The following is a 17,162-nucleotide window of genomic DNA, read 5'->3' as shown; positions in this document are numbered from 1 at the left end:
GCATTTATCCGGATACCCGACGCAATTCGTCGTCGTGAAAATGCACGGATTTCGATGCACACAATCGTAACAATTGGCGATATCGGCCCGTGCAATTCCGCACCGGCCCGCCGGCAACCCCTGGCAGCCTGTAGTAATCCGCCATCATGCTGTCCACGTCGGCCATTTCGCGCCAAAGCCGCGACCCGTTCGGCTAAGATGCCGTCGCTTCATATTTCGGGATAGCCGTCCTGTCGCACGCATTCAAACCAAATATAAGCCTGACAGTTCGACGGTATTAGAAGAAGTCGAAACAAGTCGGGGGCTTGGCCAGTGAATGCAGCAGATCAGAGGTGGGTCGTTATCTATTTGAGTACGGGGTTTTCGTTGGCCCAGGCCGCGCGTATCGGCGAGGCTTTCAATCTGGCGAATCGCCTGCACGCACACAGTGCCGACTATCAGTTGAAGTACGTATCCGAAAGCGGGGGGCTGTTGCAGTCGTCGTCCGGCGTGAGCATCGCGGCCGATCCGCTCGGCGACGAGCACGGTCGCCGCGCGCTCGCGTTCTTTCATCTTCACGGCGACCGTGCGGCCGTCAACTGGGACGACGCATTGCAGCGTCGCCTCACCGACATCCGCCGCCATGCGCGCTGGATCGTCGACGCGATGGACCTGCCGACGCTCGCGGCCATGCAGCGACCGTCGACGGCGATCGAAGGGCGGCCGGGCCGGGCCGGCCGCCGGGTCGCCACGACGGTCGAGTTGCCGGCCGGGGAAGCCGACGTGTTCGCCGCGGTGCTCGACATGTTCCGCGTCGATCTCGGCGACGGCGCCGCGCAGGAGATCGCCAGCAACATGCTGCGGCCGGTCGAGCAGCGCTATGCGCAGTCGATGTGGGCCTTTCGCGAGCTGAGCGCGAGCCCGTCGATCCGGATGTCGGCGCAGCGGCTGCGCGCGCAGAGCGTGAACCGCATCTCGATCGCGAATGCCGCGCAGGCCGCCGCGATGAGCGAGCGCAATTTCCTGCGGCGCTTCAAGAAGGAGATCGGCGTGACGCCGACCGAATTCGTCCAGCACGTGCGGCTCGAGCGCGCCTGCCACATGCTGGTCCACACGACGCTGCCGGCCGACAAGGTCGCGCGCCGCACCGGGTTCGGCAGCGGCGAGCGGCTCGCGAAGCTGTTCCGCCAGCGCATGCTGATGTCGCCGACCGAATATCGCGTTTCCGAGCGTGAAAGGATCCTTGCACGCGGCGCCCCGCCGGCCGATGCGCACGGGGAGGCCTGCGACGGCGCCGGGGGGCAATGCGCCCCGTGCGCCGCCGCGCGGGAAAAAACCGGACGGATACCCGTAGAATCGTCCTGTCGCGATTTCGATTCCCGGTTTCCATGTCCTTCCTCCCCACCACTGCCACCGCCCCTTTCTGCCCGTCGGAAGTAAAGGGCAGCATCACGATCGATGCCGGCGCGCCGCGCTGGCAGAAGCTCAAGCGCTTCTTCGGACCCGGCCTGCTGGTCGCGATCGGCTACATGGATCCCGGCAACTGGGCGACCGACATCCAGGCCGGCTCGCAGTTCGGCTATTCGCTGCTGTGGGTCGTCGCGTTCTCGAGCCTCGCGGCGATCTTCCTGCAGATGCTCGCGGCGCGGCTCGGCCTCGTGGCGGGCAGGGATCTCGCGCAGGCCAGCTACGACCGCTACGGGCGGTTCGGCCGCATCGTGCAGTGGGTGACCGCCGAAGTGTCGATCATCGCGTGCGACATCGCGGAAGTCCTCGGCTGCGCGCTCGCGTTCAAGCTGCTGCTCGGCGTGCCGCTCGCGTGGGGGATCGTGCTGACCGCGCTCGACACGGTGATCGTGCTCGGCCTGCAGGGCAAGGGGTTCCGGCAGATCGAGGCGATCGTGCTCGCGCTGATCGCGACGATGGCGTTCTGCTTCGTCGCGCAGGTCGCGATCACGCCGCCCGACTGGCACGCGGTGGCCGGCGGGCTGGTGCCGGGCGATCCGGGGCACGACCGCAAGGACGCGATCGTGCTCGCGCTCGGCATCGTCGGCGCGACGATCATGCCGCACAACCTGTACCTGCATTCGTCGGTCGTGCAGACGCGGCGGGTGGTCGGCGGCGCGCGCGGGGTGATTCGCGACACGCTCGCGCTGGTGCGCATCGATACCTGCGTGTCGCTGTTCGTCGCGATGCTCGTCAACGCGGCGATCCTGATCGTCGCGGGCGCGGCGTTCCATGCGACGGGCCAGCACAACGTGACCGACATCGAGCAGGCCTACAACCTGATTACGCCGATCGCGGGCGGCGCGGCGGCACTGCTGTTCGGCATCGCGCTGCTCGCGTCGGGGCAGAGTTCGACGCTCACCGGCACGATCGCCGGCCAGGTGATCATGGACGGCTTCCTGCATACGAAGATTCCGTGCTACCAGCGCCGGCTGATCACGCGCGGGCTCGCGCTCGTGCCCGCGCTGATCGGCGTGCTGTGGCTCGGCGACGGTTCGGTCGGGAAACTGCTGGTATGGAGCCAGGTGCTGCTGAGCCTGCAGCTGCCGTTCGCGATGTGGCCGCTGATCCGCTCGGTCAGCGATCGCAGCACGATGGGCGAGCACACGATCGGGCGCGGGATGCAGACCGCCGCGTGGGCGCTGTTCGTCGTCATCACCGGCACGAACCTGCTGCTGATTACGGGTGTCGCGGGCTGATACAGCCTGTCACAGGCTGACACAGTCGCGCGGCGCGCATGCGGTAAACTGCGGCCTTTCGATCGTCGTCCGAAGTCCGTTATGTGGAGTGAAATCAGCAACATCGGCGATGCCGCGCTGACCTTGCCGATCGCGCTGACCTGCGCGGCCTGGCTCGCGCTGACCGACTGGCGCCTTGCCGCCCGCTGGGGCGTGCTGCTCGCCGCCGGCATGGGCGTCGTCGGCGCCACGAAGATCCTGTATGCCGGGTGCGGCATCGAGCTTCCGCAATTCGATTTCCGCGTGATCAGCGGCCATACGATGCTGTCGACGTCGGTGTGGACCGTCGCGCTGTCGATGCTGTGGCAGGCGTTCCGGACGGGCAAGGTGCCCGGCATCGCGGCCGGGCTGGCCATCGGCGCGGTCACGGCCGTCGCACGCGTGTTCGATCATTCGCATACCGTTCCTGAAGTGATCGTCGGCTGGATGCTCGGCGCGCTGGTCGCGCTGGTGTTCCTGCGCGGCTACGACGGTGTGCGGCAGCGCGCATTCTCGCCGCGCGTCGCGGCCGTCTGCCTGCTGCTCGTGTCCGGCATCGCGTACGGGCACCGCGCGCCGTTCCAGCAGATGATCGACACGCATTCGCCGCAACTCTGCGCGTTCGTGCGCGCGCCGTCGGGCGACGGTTTCTGACGGTCGCCGGCCGCGGTGCGCCGGCGCCGCTTTCCTGCCGCATCCCTGCCGATTTCCTTCCGCATTCGCCCGGCGGTCGCGCGATTCCTCGCCGCCCGTCTTCCCGATTGCTTCCTCGCCTGCGCGGAACGCGACCCTCGCCATGACACGATTCGACGAACCGGCCGGTCTGCGTGACCGGCCGCGCCGGCTTGCGCGTGCGTGACGTCACGCGAAGGTCATGAGTCGAGCCTATGACCGGGCATAACGAATATTCATTTCATCGATCGGCGGCATTCGCGTACGCTGGCTGTCGTTCAACCGGGGCAGGCTGCCCGGCGTGTCTGGCGCGCGTCACGCTCATCTCGATATACTCGCGGAAACCGTGCTGCGCCTCGTGATGGCGACGCATGGTCAACCGGCCCGCGCTGGCGGGAACCGGCACGGAACATCCGTCGCGGCAGCGTTCCGCGACGACGATTCACGATAGGAGATGGTCACATGACAGTCGTTTCTTCGCGCCTTGCCGGCAAGTGCGCATACATCACGGGCGCCGCGGGCGGCCTCGGCCGCGCGATCGCGCGCCGGATGGTCGAGCAGGGCGCGCGCGTGTTCGTGACCGACATCGCCGACGCGGCGGTGCTCGACGCGTTCGCGCAGGAACTCAACGCAGGCCATGCGACGCCGGTCGCGTTCGCCGCGACGCAGGACGTGCGCGACGAGGCGCGCTGGCAGGCGCTGCTCGCGCAGGCGGTCGACGCGATGGGCGGGCTGTCGGTGCTCGTCAACAACGCGGGCGTCGGCTCGATCGGCTCGCCCGCGCAAATCGAGCTGAACGAATGGCGGCGCGTGATGGCGATCAACGTCGAGAGCATCGTGCTCGGCTGCAAGCATGCGCTGTCGTATCTGGCGGAAAGCCATCCCGCATCGATCATCAACATCTCGTCGGTCGCCGCGTTCAAGGTCGAGCCGGATTTCACGGCGTACAACGCGTCGAAGGCGGCCGTCGCGTCGCTCACGAAGTCGGTCGCGATCGACTGCGCACGCCGCGAGCTCGACGTGCGCTGCAACTCGATTCACCCGGCGTTCATCCGCACGGGCATCGTCGAGCCGCTGTTCCAGACGCTCGGCGAACGCGACGCGACGCGCAAGCTCGCGCGCGGCATTCCACTGCGCCGGCTCGGCGAGCCGGACGACGTCGCGCACGCGGCCGTTTATCTTGCGTCCGACGAGAGCCGCTTCGTGACGGCCGCCGAACTCGTGATCGACGGCGGCATGTGCGCGGTCTGACGCGCATCCCGAACAACAACGACCGGAGGAGAACATCGTGTCCACACCCGTGAACCGCCAACTGCTGCTGAAGACGCGCCCGGAAGGGCGGGTCGGCCGTGAACATTTCTCGCTCGTCGAAGCGCCCGTGCCGGCGCTCGCGGACGGCGAGGTGCTCGTGCGTGTGCTGTACCTGTCGATGGACCCGACCAACCGCGTGTGGATGAGCGATGTGCCGCAGTACCTGCCGCCGGTGGCGATCGGCGAGGTGATGCGCGCGCTCGGCATCGGGCGCGTGGTGGCGTCGCGCAACGCGGGTTTCGCGGAAGGCGATCTCGTGCAGGGGCTCGTCGGCTGGCAGGACTACGCGGTCGTGCCGGCCGACCAGGCCGCGCAGCTCGTGAAGCTGCCCGCGCAGTCGGGCTTGCCGCTGCCGACGCTGCTCGGTGCGTGCGGGATGAGCGGACTGACCGCGTATTACGGGCTGACCGACATCGCGCCGGTGCAGCCGGGCGAGACGCTCGTCGTATCGGCGGCAGCCGGGTCGGTCGGCTCGATCGCCGGCCAGATCGGCAAGATCCACGGCGCGCGCGTGGTCGGTATCGCCGGCGGCGCGGACAAGTGCCGCTACCTGACCGAGACGCTCGGCTTCGATGCGGCCGTCGACTACAAGGCCGACGATTTCCGTCAGCAGCTGAAGGCCGCGACGCCGGACGGCGTGCACGTGAATTTCGAGAACGTCGGCGGCGAGGTGATGCGCGCGGTACTGTCGCGGATGGTGATCGGCGGGCGCGTCGCGCTGTGCGGCGTGATCTCGAACTACAACAGCGGCCGTGCGGCGGACGACGTCGGCGTGCTGATCTCGAAGCGGCTGACGATGCGCGGCTTCCTGATCCTCGACTATCGCAAGAGCCGCGAGGCCGTGCAGACGCTCTCGGGCTGGCTGCGCGACGGCCGGCTCAAGGCCGAGGAGACGGTCGCCGACGGTCTCGAAAACGCGCCCGACGTGCTGAATCGCCTGTTCGACGGCGACCATCGCGGCAAGCTCGTGCTGCGCGTCGATCCGGACGCGTGACCGGCCCGCGGCACGGCGTGCGATGTCGTTCGCACGCTGCCGCGAGGGGGTGTCGAACGTGATGCGTTCGATCAACCGGGCCTAAGTTTCGGACTTGTCTCATATATTGTCGGGGCGTGTCTCCCTAAAGTGATTGCCAGCAGATGGCGGCGTGACCGACGCGTCACGTCGCCTTTTTTTCTGGTTACACGGAAGAGGAGCGTAAACATGCGAAACGACGCGAAGCGGGCGGCATCGGCGGCGACGCGCAATCGAACGGTGCGGCGCGCCGGTACTGTGCCGAGGATGGCGATCGGGCTTGGTGTTGCGCTTGCGATGTCGAGTGCAATGGCGGCCGGGCATGCCGCGCCGGGCGGTATCGTGCGGTTTGCCGGCGCGCTCGTCGATCTCTACGACGTGACGCTCGACGCGCGGTCGGGCGTGGTGGTTCCGGGACGCGAGGTGGAGAGCGGCGGGGCGGTGGCCACGCTGCGGTTCGATGCACATGGCCGGCGCTTGCCGGGGGCTCATGTGGCGCTGGTCGGGCCCGACGGCGCGCCGTTCGTACCGGATGCCGCGTCGGGTGTGCGCGCAACGTGGCGCGATGCGCGCGACGATCGAAGCGTGCCGCTGGTATCGGGCCGCCCGTATCGTGTGGGTCCGTATGGCGGCGTGATGACGCTCGCGGCGGATGACGCGACGGGCGCCGTGGCGCCCGTCGTGATCCGCATTCGTCATCCGTGACGGCGAATGTCCGCAGGGGCGTGGCACGTGGCCACGCGTTGCGTCATTCGCCCTGTTCGGCGCGTGCGTAGATGTCCCAGCTCGCCATGAACAGCGCGGCGACGAGCGGCCCGATCACGAAGCCGGTGATGCCGAACAGCGCCATCCCGCCGAGCGTCGAGATCAGCACGACCCAGTCGGGCATCTTCGTGTCCTTGCCGACGAGGATCGGGCGCAGCAGGTTGTCGACGAGGCCGATCACGCCCACGCAGAACGCGACAAGGATCGCGCATTTCCACACCGCGCCGATCATCAGGAAGTAGAGCGCGGCCGGCACCCATACGAGGCTCGCGCCGATCGCGGGCAGCAGCGACAGGAACGCCATCAGCGCCCCCCACAGCACGACGCCTTCGATCCCGAGGATCCAGAAGATCAGGCCGCCGAGCGCGCCCTGCACGAGCGCGACCGCGATGTTGCCCTTCACCGTCGCGCGCACGACCGTCGTGAACTTGGCCAGCAGCAGGTTCTTGTGCTCGTCGTCGAGCGGCAGCGCGCGGCGCACGCGGCGGCCGATCTCGCCGCCGTCGCGCAGCAGGAAGAACACCATGTACAGCATCACGCCGAAGCTCACGACGAACTGGAAGGTGTTCTGGCCGATGCTGAGCGCCTGGGTTGCCGCGAGCTGGCTGATCTGCGCGGCGCCATCGGTCAGCTTCTTCTGGATGCCCGGGAGGTTGCTCAGGCCGTATTTCTGCAGCAGGTGCTGGATCGACGCAGGCAGCGCGTGGATGATGTCCTGGAAGTACTGCGAATAGTTCGGCTGCGCGGTCTTGATTTCCTGGTACACGTACGCGATTTCCTGCACGAGCGTCGCGGCGACGAACACGAGCGGCAGGATCACGATCAGCACGATCAGCGACAGTGTCACGAGCGCGGCCAGGTTGCGCCGCTTGCCGAAGCGTGCGGCGAGCCACCGCTGCACGGGCTGGAAGAGGATCGCGAGTATGGTGCCCCAGAACACGGCGCCGGAAAACGGCGTGAGAATCCAGCAGAGTCCGACGGTGACCGCGGCCAGCAGGAAATAGAAGAATTTTTGGTGGTCGTGTCCGCTATCCATGGATGACATTCGCGCAGATTGATGCGTGGTTTGATTGAATCTCGTTGCCCCGTGCGCGATCGGTTCGCGATCGTCACGGGTTCCCGGCGCAACGCGCTGCGGGCGGCCATCCGCCGGGCGGCCCGAACCGGAGTATGCCCGCAAAGGTGCCGCCATCATAGCGGCTACGCGCGGCACATGCGAAAACGCCGCGGCCGGGGCCGCGGCGCTGCCGGGAAGCAAACGCGGTGCAACGCCGCGTGCCGCATCGTCAGATGTTGAGCTTCGTGACCTTCGTGCCGTTCACCGACAGGTCGCCCATCAGGCCGGCGTTGGTCAGGATCAGCACCTCGACCGGTGCGGTGGCCGTGTTGGAGTCGACCGCGCCGTTCGCGCCGACCTTCACGACCGCGACCGACGCGTCGGCGCCGGCCGACCAGCCTTCGGACTTGCGGAACGAGTCGAGCGCATCCTGCGTCATGAACAGGAACACGATCGCCTTCGACTGCGCGCCGGCCTGCAGGCCGACCGACAGCGACGACGTGTTGTAGTAGCCGACCGTGCTGCCGCCGACGCGCAGCGCGCCGTTGCCGGACTGGCCGCCGACGATGAAGCCGGCCTGCAGCACGCTCGGGAACACGAGTACGCCGCGCGATTTCGCGACGAGTTCACGCGAGCCCGGCACCGTCGAATAGAGACGCGAAAGCGTCGCGTTGACGCTGGCGTCGATCGACTGGCGCTTCGACGCGCTGGCCGCGGCGCCTTCCGGCTTGTCCGGGGTGGTCGTGCAGCCGGCGAGCGCGAGGCTGCCTAGCAGGACGGCGGCGGCGGCTTTCATGGCAAAGGTCTTCTGCATGGCGTTTCTCCTTCTTTGTCTGATTGATGACGGACGGGGCGGGCGGCGGGACGGCCGGCTCCGTTCAACGGCGGGCAAGGAGCAGGCCCGCAACGAACGCGAGGCCGGCAACGACGCCGGCGGTTTGCCACGGGTTGTCTTGCACGACCTGCGACACGCGTTCGGCGGAATCGCGCAGCCGGGCGGCTGCGCTGCCCGACGCATGGTCGAGCGCGCCGCGTGCTTCATCGAGCCTGGATTGCACACGCTTGCGCAGCGCGGCGATATCGCCGTCGCCGTCGTTTTTCAGCAGATCTTCGAGTTCATCGACCAGCCCGCGCAGATCGTCGGTGACGTCGGCATGCAGGTCGCGGGCGGCCGAGCGCGTCGTGCGTCCCACGCGCCGGCCCGTGCGACGAATGTCGGACAGGCCGCGGTCCAGCTTGTGTTCGATCGAGTCAGTGAGCGCCATGGTGTTTATCCTCCTTCGATTCAAGGCCAATTTGAAGATAAGACGAATCCCAGCAACTAATGTGATTCGCTTGGCCCGGTTGAGTTTCGAGACAAATTTTCAATTCGTTGGCGGAATTGCCTGGAAGCCCCGCCACGCGGGGCCGCGCGAAGATTGAAAAAAATTCTCAAATGGGCGAAACGCGTGCAACAAGAAGCGATACGAAGTGAATGCCCGGTAAATATGGCGTCGCCCGGGGTACCAGGTAAATAGTGCCATTGCAGGCGATGAGCTGATGCAAATGCACTAATCGACGCCGTACGGGCGAGCAGGGTTTGTGCCTGCGACCGGCATTCGCGAGCCGTTGTCCAGTGCGAGGTCGACGACGACGGGATCATGGTCCGACGATCGATACGCGTCGGGTGCGTAATAGGACGACTGAAGTGCGGCCGTTTTGTAATCGGGCACGGGTTGCAGTGCAAACGGCTCATCGGCGTTGATGTGCCAGACGTGTATGGCTTTGACGCGCGCGGTCAGGGCCGGCGTCGCGAGCGCGTGATCGAGGCTGCCGGCCTCGCCGCGAAATACGTAGCTGTACGCAGCATCGCCGACGAAGCGCGCCACCAGGTTCGCGTAGCCGCGCGACTCGAGCGCGCGAACCGGATCTTCCTTCGCGTAGCTGTTCAGGTCGCCGACCAGCAGTACGCCATCGGCCGCGGCACCGGTCGGCGATCCGGCGAGCCAGTCGGCGATGCGCACGGCGGCCCGCGTGCGCGCCGCGTTCCAGCAGCCCTGGCCGTCCGACCGGTCGAGATCGGCGCCGGTCGCGTCCGGGCAGTTCTTTGATTTCAGGTGATTGACCGCGACCGTCATCGCGCGCGTGCCGCCGATGCGCCGGAATGTCTGCGCGAGCGGCGGGCGATGCCGGCCGCCGAGCGAGACGGTCGCGGCGCGGCCGACCGGCTCGATCGTGCGGCTGTCGTACAGCAGCGCGACCGAGATTGCATCGCGGCCGAGCCGCGCGGTGCCGGGATCGACCGCGCGCCAGCCTTCGCCAAGCTGCGCGGCGAGACGCCGCACGGCGCTCGCGTCGCCGTGGCCGTTGTTCGCGATTTCCATCAGCCCGATCACGTCGGCACGCAGCGCGCGCAATGCCGCAACGATCTTCGTCTCCTGCCGCGCGAACGCGGCGGGCGTTTTCGCTCCTCGGCTGGCCGGGGCATCGAATCCGCCGCCATGCCCGTCACCATTGAAATAGTTGAATACGTTGAACGACACGATGCGCGCGTCGGCATCGGGATGACGGGCCGGCGCATCGGTACGCGGGTTCGAGGCGGCATCGAAGACCGGCGCCGCGCCGGCCACCGGTTGCAGCCGCCATGCGCCGTAGCGCAGTTCTAGCACACCCTCGACGCCGCGCACCGTGTAGCCCGCGCGCAGCGTGTTGGCGGCGCTGAGCGCGGGGGGCGGATAGCGCACGGTTGCGGGATCGCGGCGGGTCGAGCCGTCGTCGAGCACGATGCGGTTGAGTGCGTTGGCTGCCGCGAGCGCGGCGGCTTCGGCCGGCGGTGCGATGTGGGTCGGGATGCGCAGCCGGCCGTGGCTGAGGACGACGCTGCCGTAGCGGCCGAGTGCGTGGGTATCGCTGACCGTCAGCGTTTGCGGCAGGCGCACGCGCATGCCTTCATGCGCGGCCAGCACGGATAGCGTGGCGACCGGCAGCGTGAGCGTCGCCGGGGTGACGGTCTGCCCGCGTGCGCAGACCGTCATGCCGCCCGACAGCGTGAATTGCGTCCGGCCGTATCGCTCGTCGACGCGGCCCGTGAGATGCACGAGATCGCCGGCCTTTGCACGCGCGTTCGGTGCGTACACGAACACGCCTTCCGGGACGCCCGGCCGGTGCCGTCGCTGCGCGTCGGCCTGCTGGACGAAGAAGCCGCCCAGGCCGTCGGCACCGGCGAATGCCGCGGTGACGACCGCTTCGATCGAGGTCGTTTGCCCGGCCAGCGGCGACGGGCCGCCGGCGCCGCGGAGGTCGGCAATCGGCGTGGTTGCGCCGCCGCAGCCGGCGCTGACCGGCGGCGCGGCCGCGGCGGGCCCGGCGAGGAGGGCGAAGAGGGCGAAGAGGACGACGAACGCTGCAACGGCAGGCGGCGAAAGCAGGCGTGACATGGGGCGGTCCACAGGAAGAAAATCCGACGATTCGGGAAAGCATCTTGACGGCAAAATGTCAGGAAGCGGCCAAATTGGCCGTCCGGCCAGTGTGCCGATCGGCCGACGATGCAAGGCGCACGGCGGCTGTTACGCTTTTGCATCGGCGGCGCATCCCGATCGCGCAGCACACGCTGCCGCGCCCCGTTCCCACAGGAGAAATCCATGTCTTACATGCTGTTGATTGTCGAGCCGACCGACCAGCGCGCCGAGCGCACGCTCGACGAAGGCCAGGCGCTGTACGCGCGGATGGTCGATTTCGCCGAGACGCTGAAGGCGCGCGGCGTGCTGCGCGGTGTCGAGTCGCTGGAGCGTTCCGAGCGCGGCACGCGCGTGCAGGTGCGCGACGGCGAGACGCGCCTGCTCGACGGCCCGTTCGCGGAGGTGAAGGAGATGGTCGGCGGCTTCTTCCTCGTCGACGTCGACACCCGCGAGGAAGCGATCGAGATCGCGCGCCAGTGCCCGGCCGCGCAATGGTGCACGGTCGAGGTGCGCGCGGTCGGCCCGTGCTTCCTGTGAATGCCGCGACTCGGTATTTACCCTGATTGGTTGCGGAACGTGTCGATCCGGGCGTCTTCCGGCCGTCGTCCGGATAAGGCGCCGCCGAACGAGCGCCGCCTTCCACCGATGACAAGGAGTAAACGATGCGATTCATGATCATGATCCGGGCGAACGCCGTCAGCGAATCCGACGCGTTGCCGGACAACCGGCTGGTCGAAGCCATGACCGTCTACCACGAGGAACTGGCCAGGGCCGGCGTGCTGCTCGACGCGAACGGGCTGCGGCCGAGCGCGCGCGGCTGGCGCGTGCGCTACACGGGCGGCAAGGGCACGGTGATCGACGGCCCGTTCGCCGAAACGAAGGAGCTGATCGCCGGCTATACGCTGATCCAGGTGCGTTCGCGCGACGAGGCGCTCGAATGGACGCGCCGGTTCCCCGCGCCGTTCGGCGCCGAAATGGATTGCGAGATCGAGGTGCGGCCGCTGTTCGAGCTCGACGACCTCACCCCGAGCGACGCGGTCGAGCGGTTCCGCGATCTCCACGTCGGCCGCACCCAGGCCTGAATCCACCCGAATCCAAGTTCACCGGAGCATCCGTCATGCACAAGATGGTTTTCATCAACCTGCCCGTGGCCGACCTGCCGCGCGCGAAGACGTTCTACCAGGCACTCGGTTTCGAGGTCGTGCCGGCCTATACCAACGAACAGGCCGCCTGCATCAAGATCAGCGACACGATTTTCGCGATGCTGCTCGTGCGGCCGTTTTTCCAGACCTTCACCGGCAAGACCATCGTCGATCCGGCGACGCAGGTGCAGGCGCTGACGTGCCTGTCGTGCGACAGCCGCGCCGAGGTCGACGCGATCGTCGCGAAGGCGCTCGCGGCCGGCGGGTCCGCGCCGCAGGCGCCGCGCGAGTATCCGAACATGTACGGCCACGGGTTCGACGATCCGGACGGCCATGCATGGGAGCTGATGGCCATGCCGCTGGATGCGTCCGCCCAGGGGCAGGCGTCGTGACGCTCGAGGCGACTCACCGTGCGATCGAAGCGGTCTGGCGGATCGAGGCGCCCAAGATCATCGCGCGCGCCGCGCGCGTGGTGCGCGACGTCGGCGTGGCCGAGGAGCTGGCGCAGGACACGCTCGTCGCGGCGCTCGAGCACTGGCCCGTCGACGGCGTGCCCGACAACCCGGCCGCGTGGCTGATGACGGCCGTGAAACGCCGCGCGCTCGACCGGGTCCGGCAGGAGTCGCTCCACGCGGCGAAGCGCGACCAGCTCGGCCACGAGATGGACGCGCTCGAAGCGCATGTCGTGCCCGACATCGCGGATGCGCTCGCCGACGCGAGCGACGACGACATCGGCGACGATCTGCTGCGGCTGATCTTCACGTCCTGCCACCCGGTGCTGTCGACCGATGCGCGTGTCGCGCTGACGCTGCGGCTGCTCGGCGGGCTGACGACGGGCGAGATCGCGCGCGCGTTCCTGACGCCCGAGCCGACGATCGCGCAGCGGATCGTGCGCGCCAAGCGAACGCTCGCGGCCGCGCACGTGCCGTTCGAGGTGCCGGCCGCCGATGCGCGGCCCGCGCGGCTCGCGTCGGTGCTCGAAGTGATCTATCTCGTGTTCAACGAAGGCCACGCGGCGACCGCGGGCGACGACTGGACGCGCCCGGCGCTGTGCGACGAGGCGCTGCGGCTCGGCCGCGTGCTGGCCGGGCTGGCGCCGGACGAGAGCGAAGTGCTCGGGCTCGTCGCGCTGATGGAACTGCAGGCGTCGCGCATGCACGCGCGTACCGACGCGCAGGGCCGGCCCGTCCTGCTGCTCGACCAGGATCGCAGCCGCTGGGATCCGCTCTTGATCCGGCGCGGCCTCGCGGCGCTGGAGCAGGCGGCGAAGCTCGGCGGCGTGCGCGGGCCGTATGCGTTGCAGGCTGCGCTCGCCGCATGCCATGCGCGTGCGCGGCAGGCGGCGGACACGGACTGGGCGCAGATCGTCGCGCTGTACGACGCGCTCGCCGAGGTCGCGCCGTCGCCGGTCGTCGAACTGAATCGCGCGGTGGCCGTCGGGATGGCGTTCGGGCCCGCCGCGGCGCTCGAACTCGTCGACGTGCTGCGCGACGATCCCGCGCTTGCGCGCTATCACTGGCTGCCGAGCGTGCGCGGCGATCTGCTCGCGAAGCTCGGCCGCGCCGACGAGGCGAAGATCGAGTTCCGGCGTGCGGCGGAACTGACCCGCAACGAGCGCGAGCGCGAATTGCTGCTCAGGCGCGCGACCGACGCGTGAGGCGCACGGCGCGCACGCAGCACGCACACGCGAACGTGAACGCACACGCGAACGCGAACGCCGCGCACCGTACCCCGCGCACCACCCCGCCGCGCAACGCGCCGACTATCGTCCGGATTGAAAAAGCCTATTGGGGGATGCGAACGCGAGCGCCTAGATTGAAGAGCACGATGCGTGCGCCGCGCCGCGGCGCACGCATCGTTCCCCACATACCTGATCGGCCCGGCTTCGCACGCGGCCGCGCCGACTCGAACGGAGGCGCAAATGGCTCAACTCAAGGGCAGCAAAACCGAAGAGAACCTGAAGGCCGCATTCGCGGGCGAATCGCAGGCGAACCGGCGTTATCTGTATTTCGCTTCGAAGGCTGACGTCGAAGGCCAGAACGACGTCGCCGCGCTGTTCCGCTCGACCGCCGAAGGCGAAACCGGCCATGCGCACGGCCATCTCGAATACCTGGAAGCCGTCGGCGATCCGGCAACGGGCTTGCCGTTCGGTTCATCGCGACAGAATCTCGAATCGGCGATCGCCGGCGAAACGCACGAATACACGGACATGTATCCGGGCATGGCGAAGACGGCGCGCGACGAGGGCTTCGACGAAATCGCGAACTGGTTCGAGACGCTGGCGAAGGCCGAACGCAGCCACGCGAACCGCTATACGAAGGCGCTGGACAGTCTCGTCGACTGACGGGCCGCCGCGGGCCGCACGGCAGCCCGTGCGACCGGCAAACGGCCGGCTGTTCGTTCATCGCTGCCCGCATCGCGCGGGCGGCGCTGGCGCGCATGCGCGCCACGCTGGAGCGCCCCATGCCCCACAAGGAAGGCAGTCTCGAAGCCCCGACCCGGCATCCGCTCGACTGGCAGTCCGATGCGTTCTACGACCAGGCCGCGATCGACGCGGAAATGACGCGCGTGTTCGACATCTGTGCCGGATGCCGGCGCTGCGTGTCGCTGTGCGGCGCGTTTCCGACGTTGTTCGACCTGGTCGACGACACGCCGATGGGCGATATCGAGGAAGTGCCGAAGGCGGCGTTCGGCAAGGTCGTCGACCAGTGCTACCTGTGCGACCTCTGCTACATGACGAAATGCCCGTACGTGCCGCCGCACGCATGGAACGTCGACTTCCCGCACCTGATGCTGCGCGGCAAGGCCGCGCGCTACAAGCGCGGCGAAGCGACGTTGCGCGACAAGGTGCTGTCGAACACCGACGCGCTCGGTCACTTTGCTGGCATTCCGATCGTCACGCAGGCGGTGAACGCGGTGAACCGTACGCCGCCCGCGCGCCATGCGCTCGAAGCGACGCTCGGCGTCGATCGCCATGCGTGGCTGCCGGAATTCGCGCCGCGCAAGTTCCGGCGCGCGGCGAAACCGTCGGACGGCTTGCCCGTGCGCGACGGCGAACGCACGCCCGGCAAGGTCGCGATCTACGCGACCTGCTACGTGAATTTCAATGAACCGGGCATCGGCCACGACCTGCTCGCGATCCTCGCGCACAACGACATCCCTTACGAGCTCGTCACGCGCGAAGCCTGCTGCGGGATGCCGCTGCTCGAGCAGGGCAATCTCGCCGGCGTGGCCGCGAAGAAGGACGTGAACCTGCCCGTACTCGAACGCTATGCGCGCGAAGGTTATGCATTGATCGGCGCGATTCCGAGCTGCGTGCTGATGTACAAGAGCGAGCTGCCGCTGATGTTCCCCGGCGACGACGCGGTGCGCGCGGTGGCCGACGCATTCTGGGATCCGTTCGAATACGTGATCGCACGGCATCGCGACGGGATGCTGAAGACCGATTTCAAGACGGGCCTCGGCACCGTGTCGTATCACGTGCCGTGCCATGCGCGCGTGCAGAACATCGGTCGCAAGACGGCCGACGCGCTGTCGCTCGTGCCCGATACGCGCGTGAACGTCGTCGAGCGCTGCTCGGGCCACGCGGGCACGTTCGGCGTGAAAAAGGAGTTTCATGCGGACGCGATGCGGATCGGCGGGCCCGTGTTCAAGGCGATGGCCGAGCCGCAGCCGGATTTCGTGTCGTCGGACTGCGCGCTGGCCGGCCATCACATCGTGCAGGGCATCGACGACAACGGGCTGCCGTCCGCGCCGCTCGCGCATCCGCTCACGCTGCTGCGCCGCGCGTACGGCATCTGAGCCGCCGCCGGCCGACCCACGAGGACATCCCATGACGTTGACCCGCGACTCCCTGCTGACGCTCGAAGCGTACGCGAAGATCCGCAAGGCCGAACATGCGCGGCTGGTTGCGTACAAGCGCCGCCGCGCGGTGGCCCTCGGCAACCACCTGCGCTTCCTGTTCGAGGACGAGACGACGATCCGCTATCAGATCCAGGAGATGCTGCACATCGAGAAGATCTTCGACCAGGCCGGCATCGAAGGGGAGCTGGAAGCGTATCTGCCGCTCGTGCCCGACGGCACGAACCTGAAGGCGACGATGCAGATCGAGTACGAGCACGAGGTCGAACGGCGCGCGGCGCTCGCGCGGCTGATCGGTGTCGAGGATCGCGTGTACCTGCAGGTCGACGGGCACGCGCGCATCTACGCGATCGCCGACGAGGATCTCGAGCGCGACAACGCCGAGAAGACGTCGGCCGTGCACTTCGTGCGCTTCGAGCTCGACGCGCCGATGCGCGCGGCGCTCAAGGGCGGGGCGGCGCTGTCGATCGGCTGCGATCACCCGGCCTACACGATGCCGGCGCAGCGCGTGGACGCGGACGTGACCGCATCGCTGGCCGGCGATCTGCGCTGACGCATCCGCCGCACGTCCGGTGCGTCCCGCGCACCGGTTTCCATTTTTCCGTTCCGACCCGAAACGCGATCTCCACACGCGACGCGGCGCGTTTCGCTCGCCTGCCGCCGCGAAGATGTAACAGGCGTCACGAACTTGCATGCAGCGAAAGACGTGCATCGCACGTCACCGGGCTTTCATCACTCGCAGAGAAACAATAAAAAGATTGTGCACGGAGATAATTAAAATCGGCGAAATTTGAATGATTTACCGATTCGTGAATATCTTGTTACGCTTTTTTCCCTGATTTACCGATGTTGGGCAGCAATGCGCGGGATTGTTGCCGGCAGGGGTCGGAGCGACCCGAAAATGCCCATTCGCGGGCATTCTTCATACGCTGTAGAGCCCCGCCAGACGGGCCTTTGCAGCGTCGGGCATAAAGATCCCGCAAAAAAATTCAAGCGTAAATACATTACGCACCCTTGGCAGGTTGTTTCAGTGCGTAACATTAAGTCATTGTCATATTGAGATAAACCCTAGGGATGGTATGCTTCGTGCACAAAAATTCCCACATTGGAGTGAGACCGTGATTTGTGCGCCATTGCCGGGAATGGCGGCACCGTGAAAGTGCGGTGTCGCACCGGCATGCACAACACCGGATAAGCATAATG

The 17,162-nt window shown here is 67.5% G+C and carries 17 protein-coding genes; 13 read left to right on the top strand and 4 right to left on the bottom strand.

Annotated features, from left to right (window positions below; genetic code table 11):
• Positions 1-366 precede the first annotated feature (366 nt).
• From ACTJLD_RS07110 to ACTJLD_RS07085, 6 genes are all read left to right on the top strand, one after another.
• Complete coding sequence (locus ACTJLD_RS07110; RefSeq protein WP_060373369.1) at positions 367-1,419, top strand: helix-turn-helix domain-containing protein; 1,053 nt, start codon at positions 367-369, stop codon at positions 1,417-1,419.
• Positions 1,368-2,684 (top strand): Nramp family divalent metal transporter, encoded by a 1,317-nt coding sequence (locus ACTJLD_RS07105; RefSeq protein ID WP_174393253.1) that lies wholly within the window; start codon positions 1,368-1,370, stop codon positions 2,682-2,684. Before ACTJLD_RS07110 ends, ACTJLD_RS07105 begins: the two co-directional genes overlap by 52 nt.
• An 81-nt stretch (positions 2,685-2,765) precedes the next feature.
• Positions 2,766-3,356 carry a phosphatase PAP2 family protein gene (locus tag ACTJLD_RS07100; protein WP_060207947.1) on the top strand — a complete coding sequence of 197 codons (591 nt, stop codon included), beginning with the start codon at positions 2,766-2,768 and terminating at the stop codon, positions 3,354-3,356.
• Positions 3,357-3,836: 480 nt separating this feature from the next.
• A complete protein-coding gene (locus ACTJLD_RS07095) occupies positions 3,837-4,625 on the top strand; it encodes an SDR family oxidoreductase (protein WP_027791012.1) in 789 nt (262 codons plus the stop codon).
• Between the two features lie 37 nt (positions 4,626-4,662).
• Positions 4,663-5,679: an NADP-dependent oxidoreductase gene (locus tag ACTJLD_RS07090; RefSeq protein WP_021157603.1), complete on the top strand. Its 1,017-nt coding sequence runs from the start codon at positions 4,663-4,665 to the stop codon at positions 5,677-5,679.
• 207 nt (positions 5,680-5,886) lie between these two features.
• Positions 5,887-6,402 carry a hypothetical protein gene (locus ACTJLD_RS07085; protein WP_059693897.1) on the top strand — a complete coding sequence of 172 codons (516 nt, stop codon included), beginning with the start codon at positions 5,887-5,889 and terminating at the stop codon, positions 6,400-6,402.
• Positions 6,403-6,445: 43 nt separating this feature from the next.
• Here ACTJLD_RS07085 and ACTJLD_RS07080 read toward each other — a convergent pair whose 3' ends face one another.
• From ACTJLD_RS07080 to ACTJLD_RS07065, 4 genes are all read right to left on the bottom strand, one after another.
• Positions 6,446-7,498 (bottom strand): AI-2E family transporter, encoded by a 1,053-nt coding sequence (locus tag ACTJLD_RS07080; protein WP_440658406.1) that lies wholly within the window; start codon positions 7,496-7,498, stop codon positions 6,446-6,448.
• Positions 7,499-7,748: 250 nt separating this feature from the next.
• Positions 7,749-8,333 (bottom strand): BPSL1445 family SYLF domain-containing lipoprotein, encoded by a 585-nt coding sequence (locus ACTJLD_RS07075; protein WP_027791015.1) that lies wholly within the window; start codon positions 8,331-8,333, stop codon positions 7,749-7,751.
• Between the two features lie 64 nt (positions 8,334-8,397).
• Positions 8,398-8,784 (bottom strand): DUF883 family protein, encoded by a 387-nt coding sequence (locus ACTJLD_RS07070; protein ID WP_021157600.1) that lies wholly within the window; start codon positions 8,782-8,784, stop codon positions 8,398-8,400.
• A gap of 285 nt (positions 8,785-9,069) precedes the next feature.
• The gene (locus ACTJLD_RS07065; protein ID WP_440658405.1) at positions 9,070-10,935 is read right to left on the bottom strand and encodes an ExeM/NucH family extracellular endonuclease; all 1,866 of its coding nucleotides are present in this window, start codon (positions 10,933-10,935) and stop codon (positions 9,070-9,072) included.
• Positions 10,936-11,139: 204 nt separating this feature from the next.
• On the opposite strand from ACTJLD_RS07065, the gene ACTJLD_RS07060 reads away from it, so the two are divergent.
• The 7 genes from ACTJLD_RS07060 to ACTJLD_RS07030 all read left to right on the top strand — a co-directional run bounded on the left by ACTJLD_RS07060 (position 11,140) and on the right by ACTJLD_RS07030 (position 16,512).
• Entirely contained in the window at positions 11,140-11,493 is a 354-nt protein-coding gene (locus ACTJLD_RS07060; RefSeq protein ID WP_021164040.1) for a YciI family protein, read from the top strand.
• 125 nt (positions 11,494-11,618) lie between these two features.
• The gene (locus ACTJLD_RS07055) at positions 11,619-12,038 is read left to right on the top strand and encodes a YciI family protein (RefSeq protein WP_021164039.1); all 420 of its coding nucleotides are present in this window, start codon (positions 11,619-11,621) and stop codon (positions 12,036-12,038) included.
• Positions 12,039-12,073: 35 nt separating this feature from the next.
• The gene (locus ACTJLD_RS07050; protein WP_021164038.1) at positions 12,074-12,490 is read left to right on the top strand and encodes a VOC family protein; all 417 of its coding nucleotides are present in this window, start codon (positions 12,074-12,076) and stop codon (positions 12,488-12,490) included.
• A complete protein-coding gene (locus ACTJLD_RS07045) occupies positions 12,487-13,755 on the top strand; it encodes an RNA polymerase sigma factor (protein ID WP_027791019.1) in 1,269 nt (422 codons plus the stop codon). Before ACTJLD_RS07050 ends, ACTJLD_RS07045 begins: the two co-directional genes overlap by 4 nt.
• A 264-nt stretch (positions 13,756-14,019) precedes the next feature.
• Positions 14,020-14,442 (top strand): rubrerythrin family protein, encoded by a 423-nt coding sequence (locus tag ACTJLD_RS07040; protein WP_027791020.1) that lies wholly within the window; start codon positions 14,020-14,022, stop codon positions 14,440-14,442.
• A gap of 119 nt (positions 14,443-14,561) precedes the next feature.
• Entirely contained in the window at positions 14,562-15,899 is a 1,338-nt protein-coding gene (locus ACTJLD_RS07035) for a heterodisulfide reductase-related iron-sulfur binding cluster (RefSeq protein WP_440658404.1), read from the top strand.
• 31 nt (positions 15,900-15,930) lie between these two features.
• On the top strand, positions 15,931-16,512 hold the full coding sequence (locus tag ACTJLD_RS07030; protein ID WP_059684477.1) for a DUF3501 family protein: 582 nt from the start codon (positions 15,931-15,933) through the stop codon (positions 16,510-16,512).
• Positions 16,513-17,162: the final 650 nt, after the last annotated feature.

The organism is Burkholderia sp. 22088 (genome assembly GCF_052045915.1).
Lineage (GTDB): Bacteria > Pseudomonadota > Gammaproteobacteria > Burkholderiales > Burkholderiaceae > Burkholderia > Burkholderia cepacia.
This window is presented reverse-complemented; position numbering and strand designations above follow the sequence as displayed.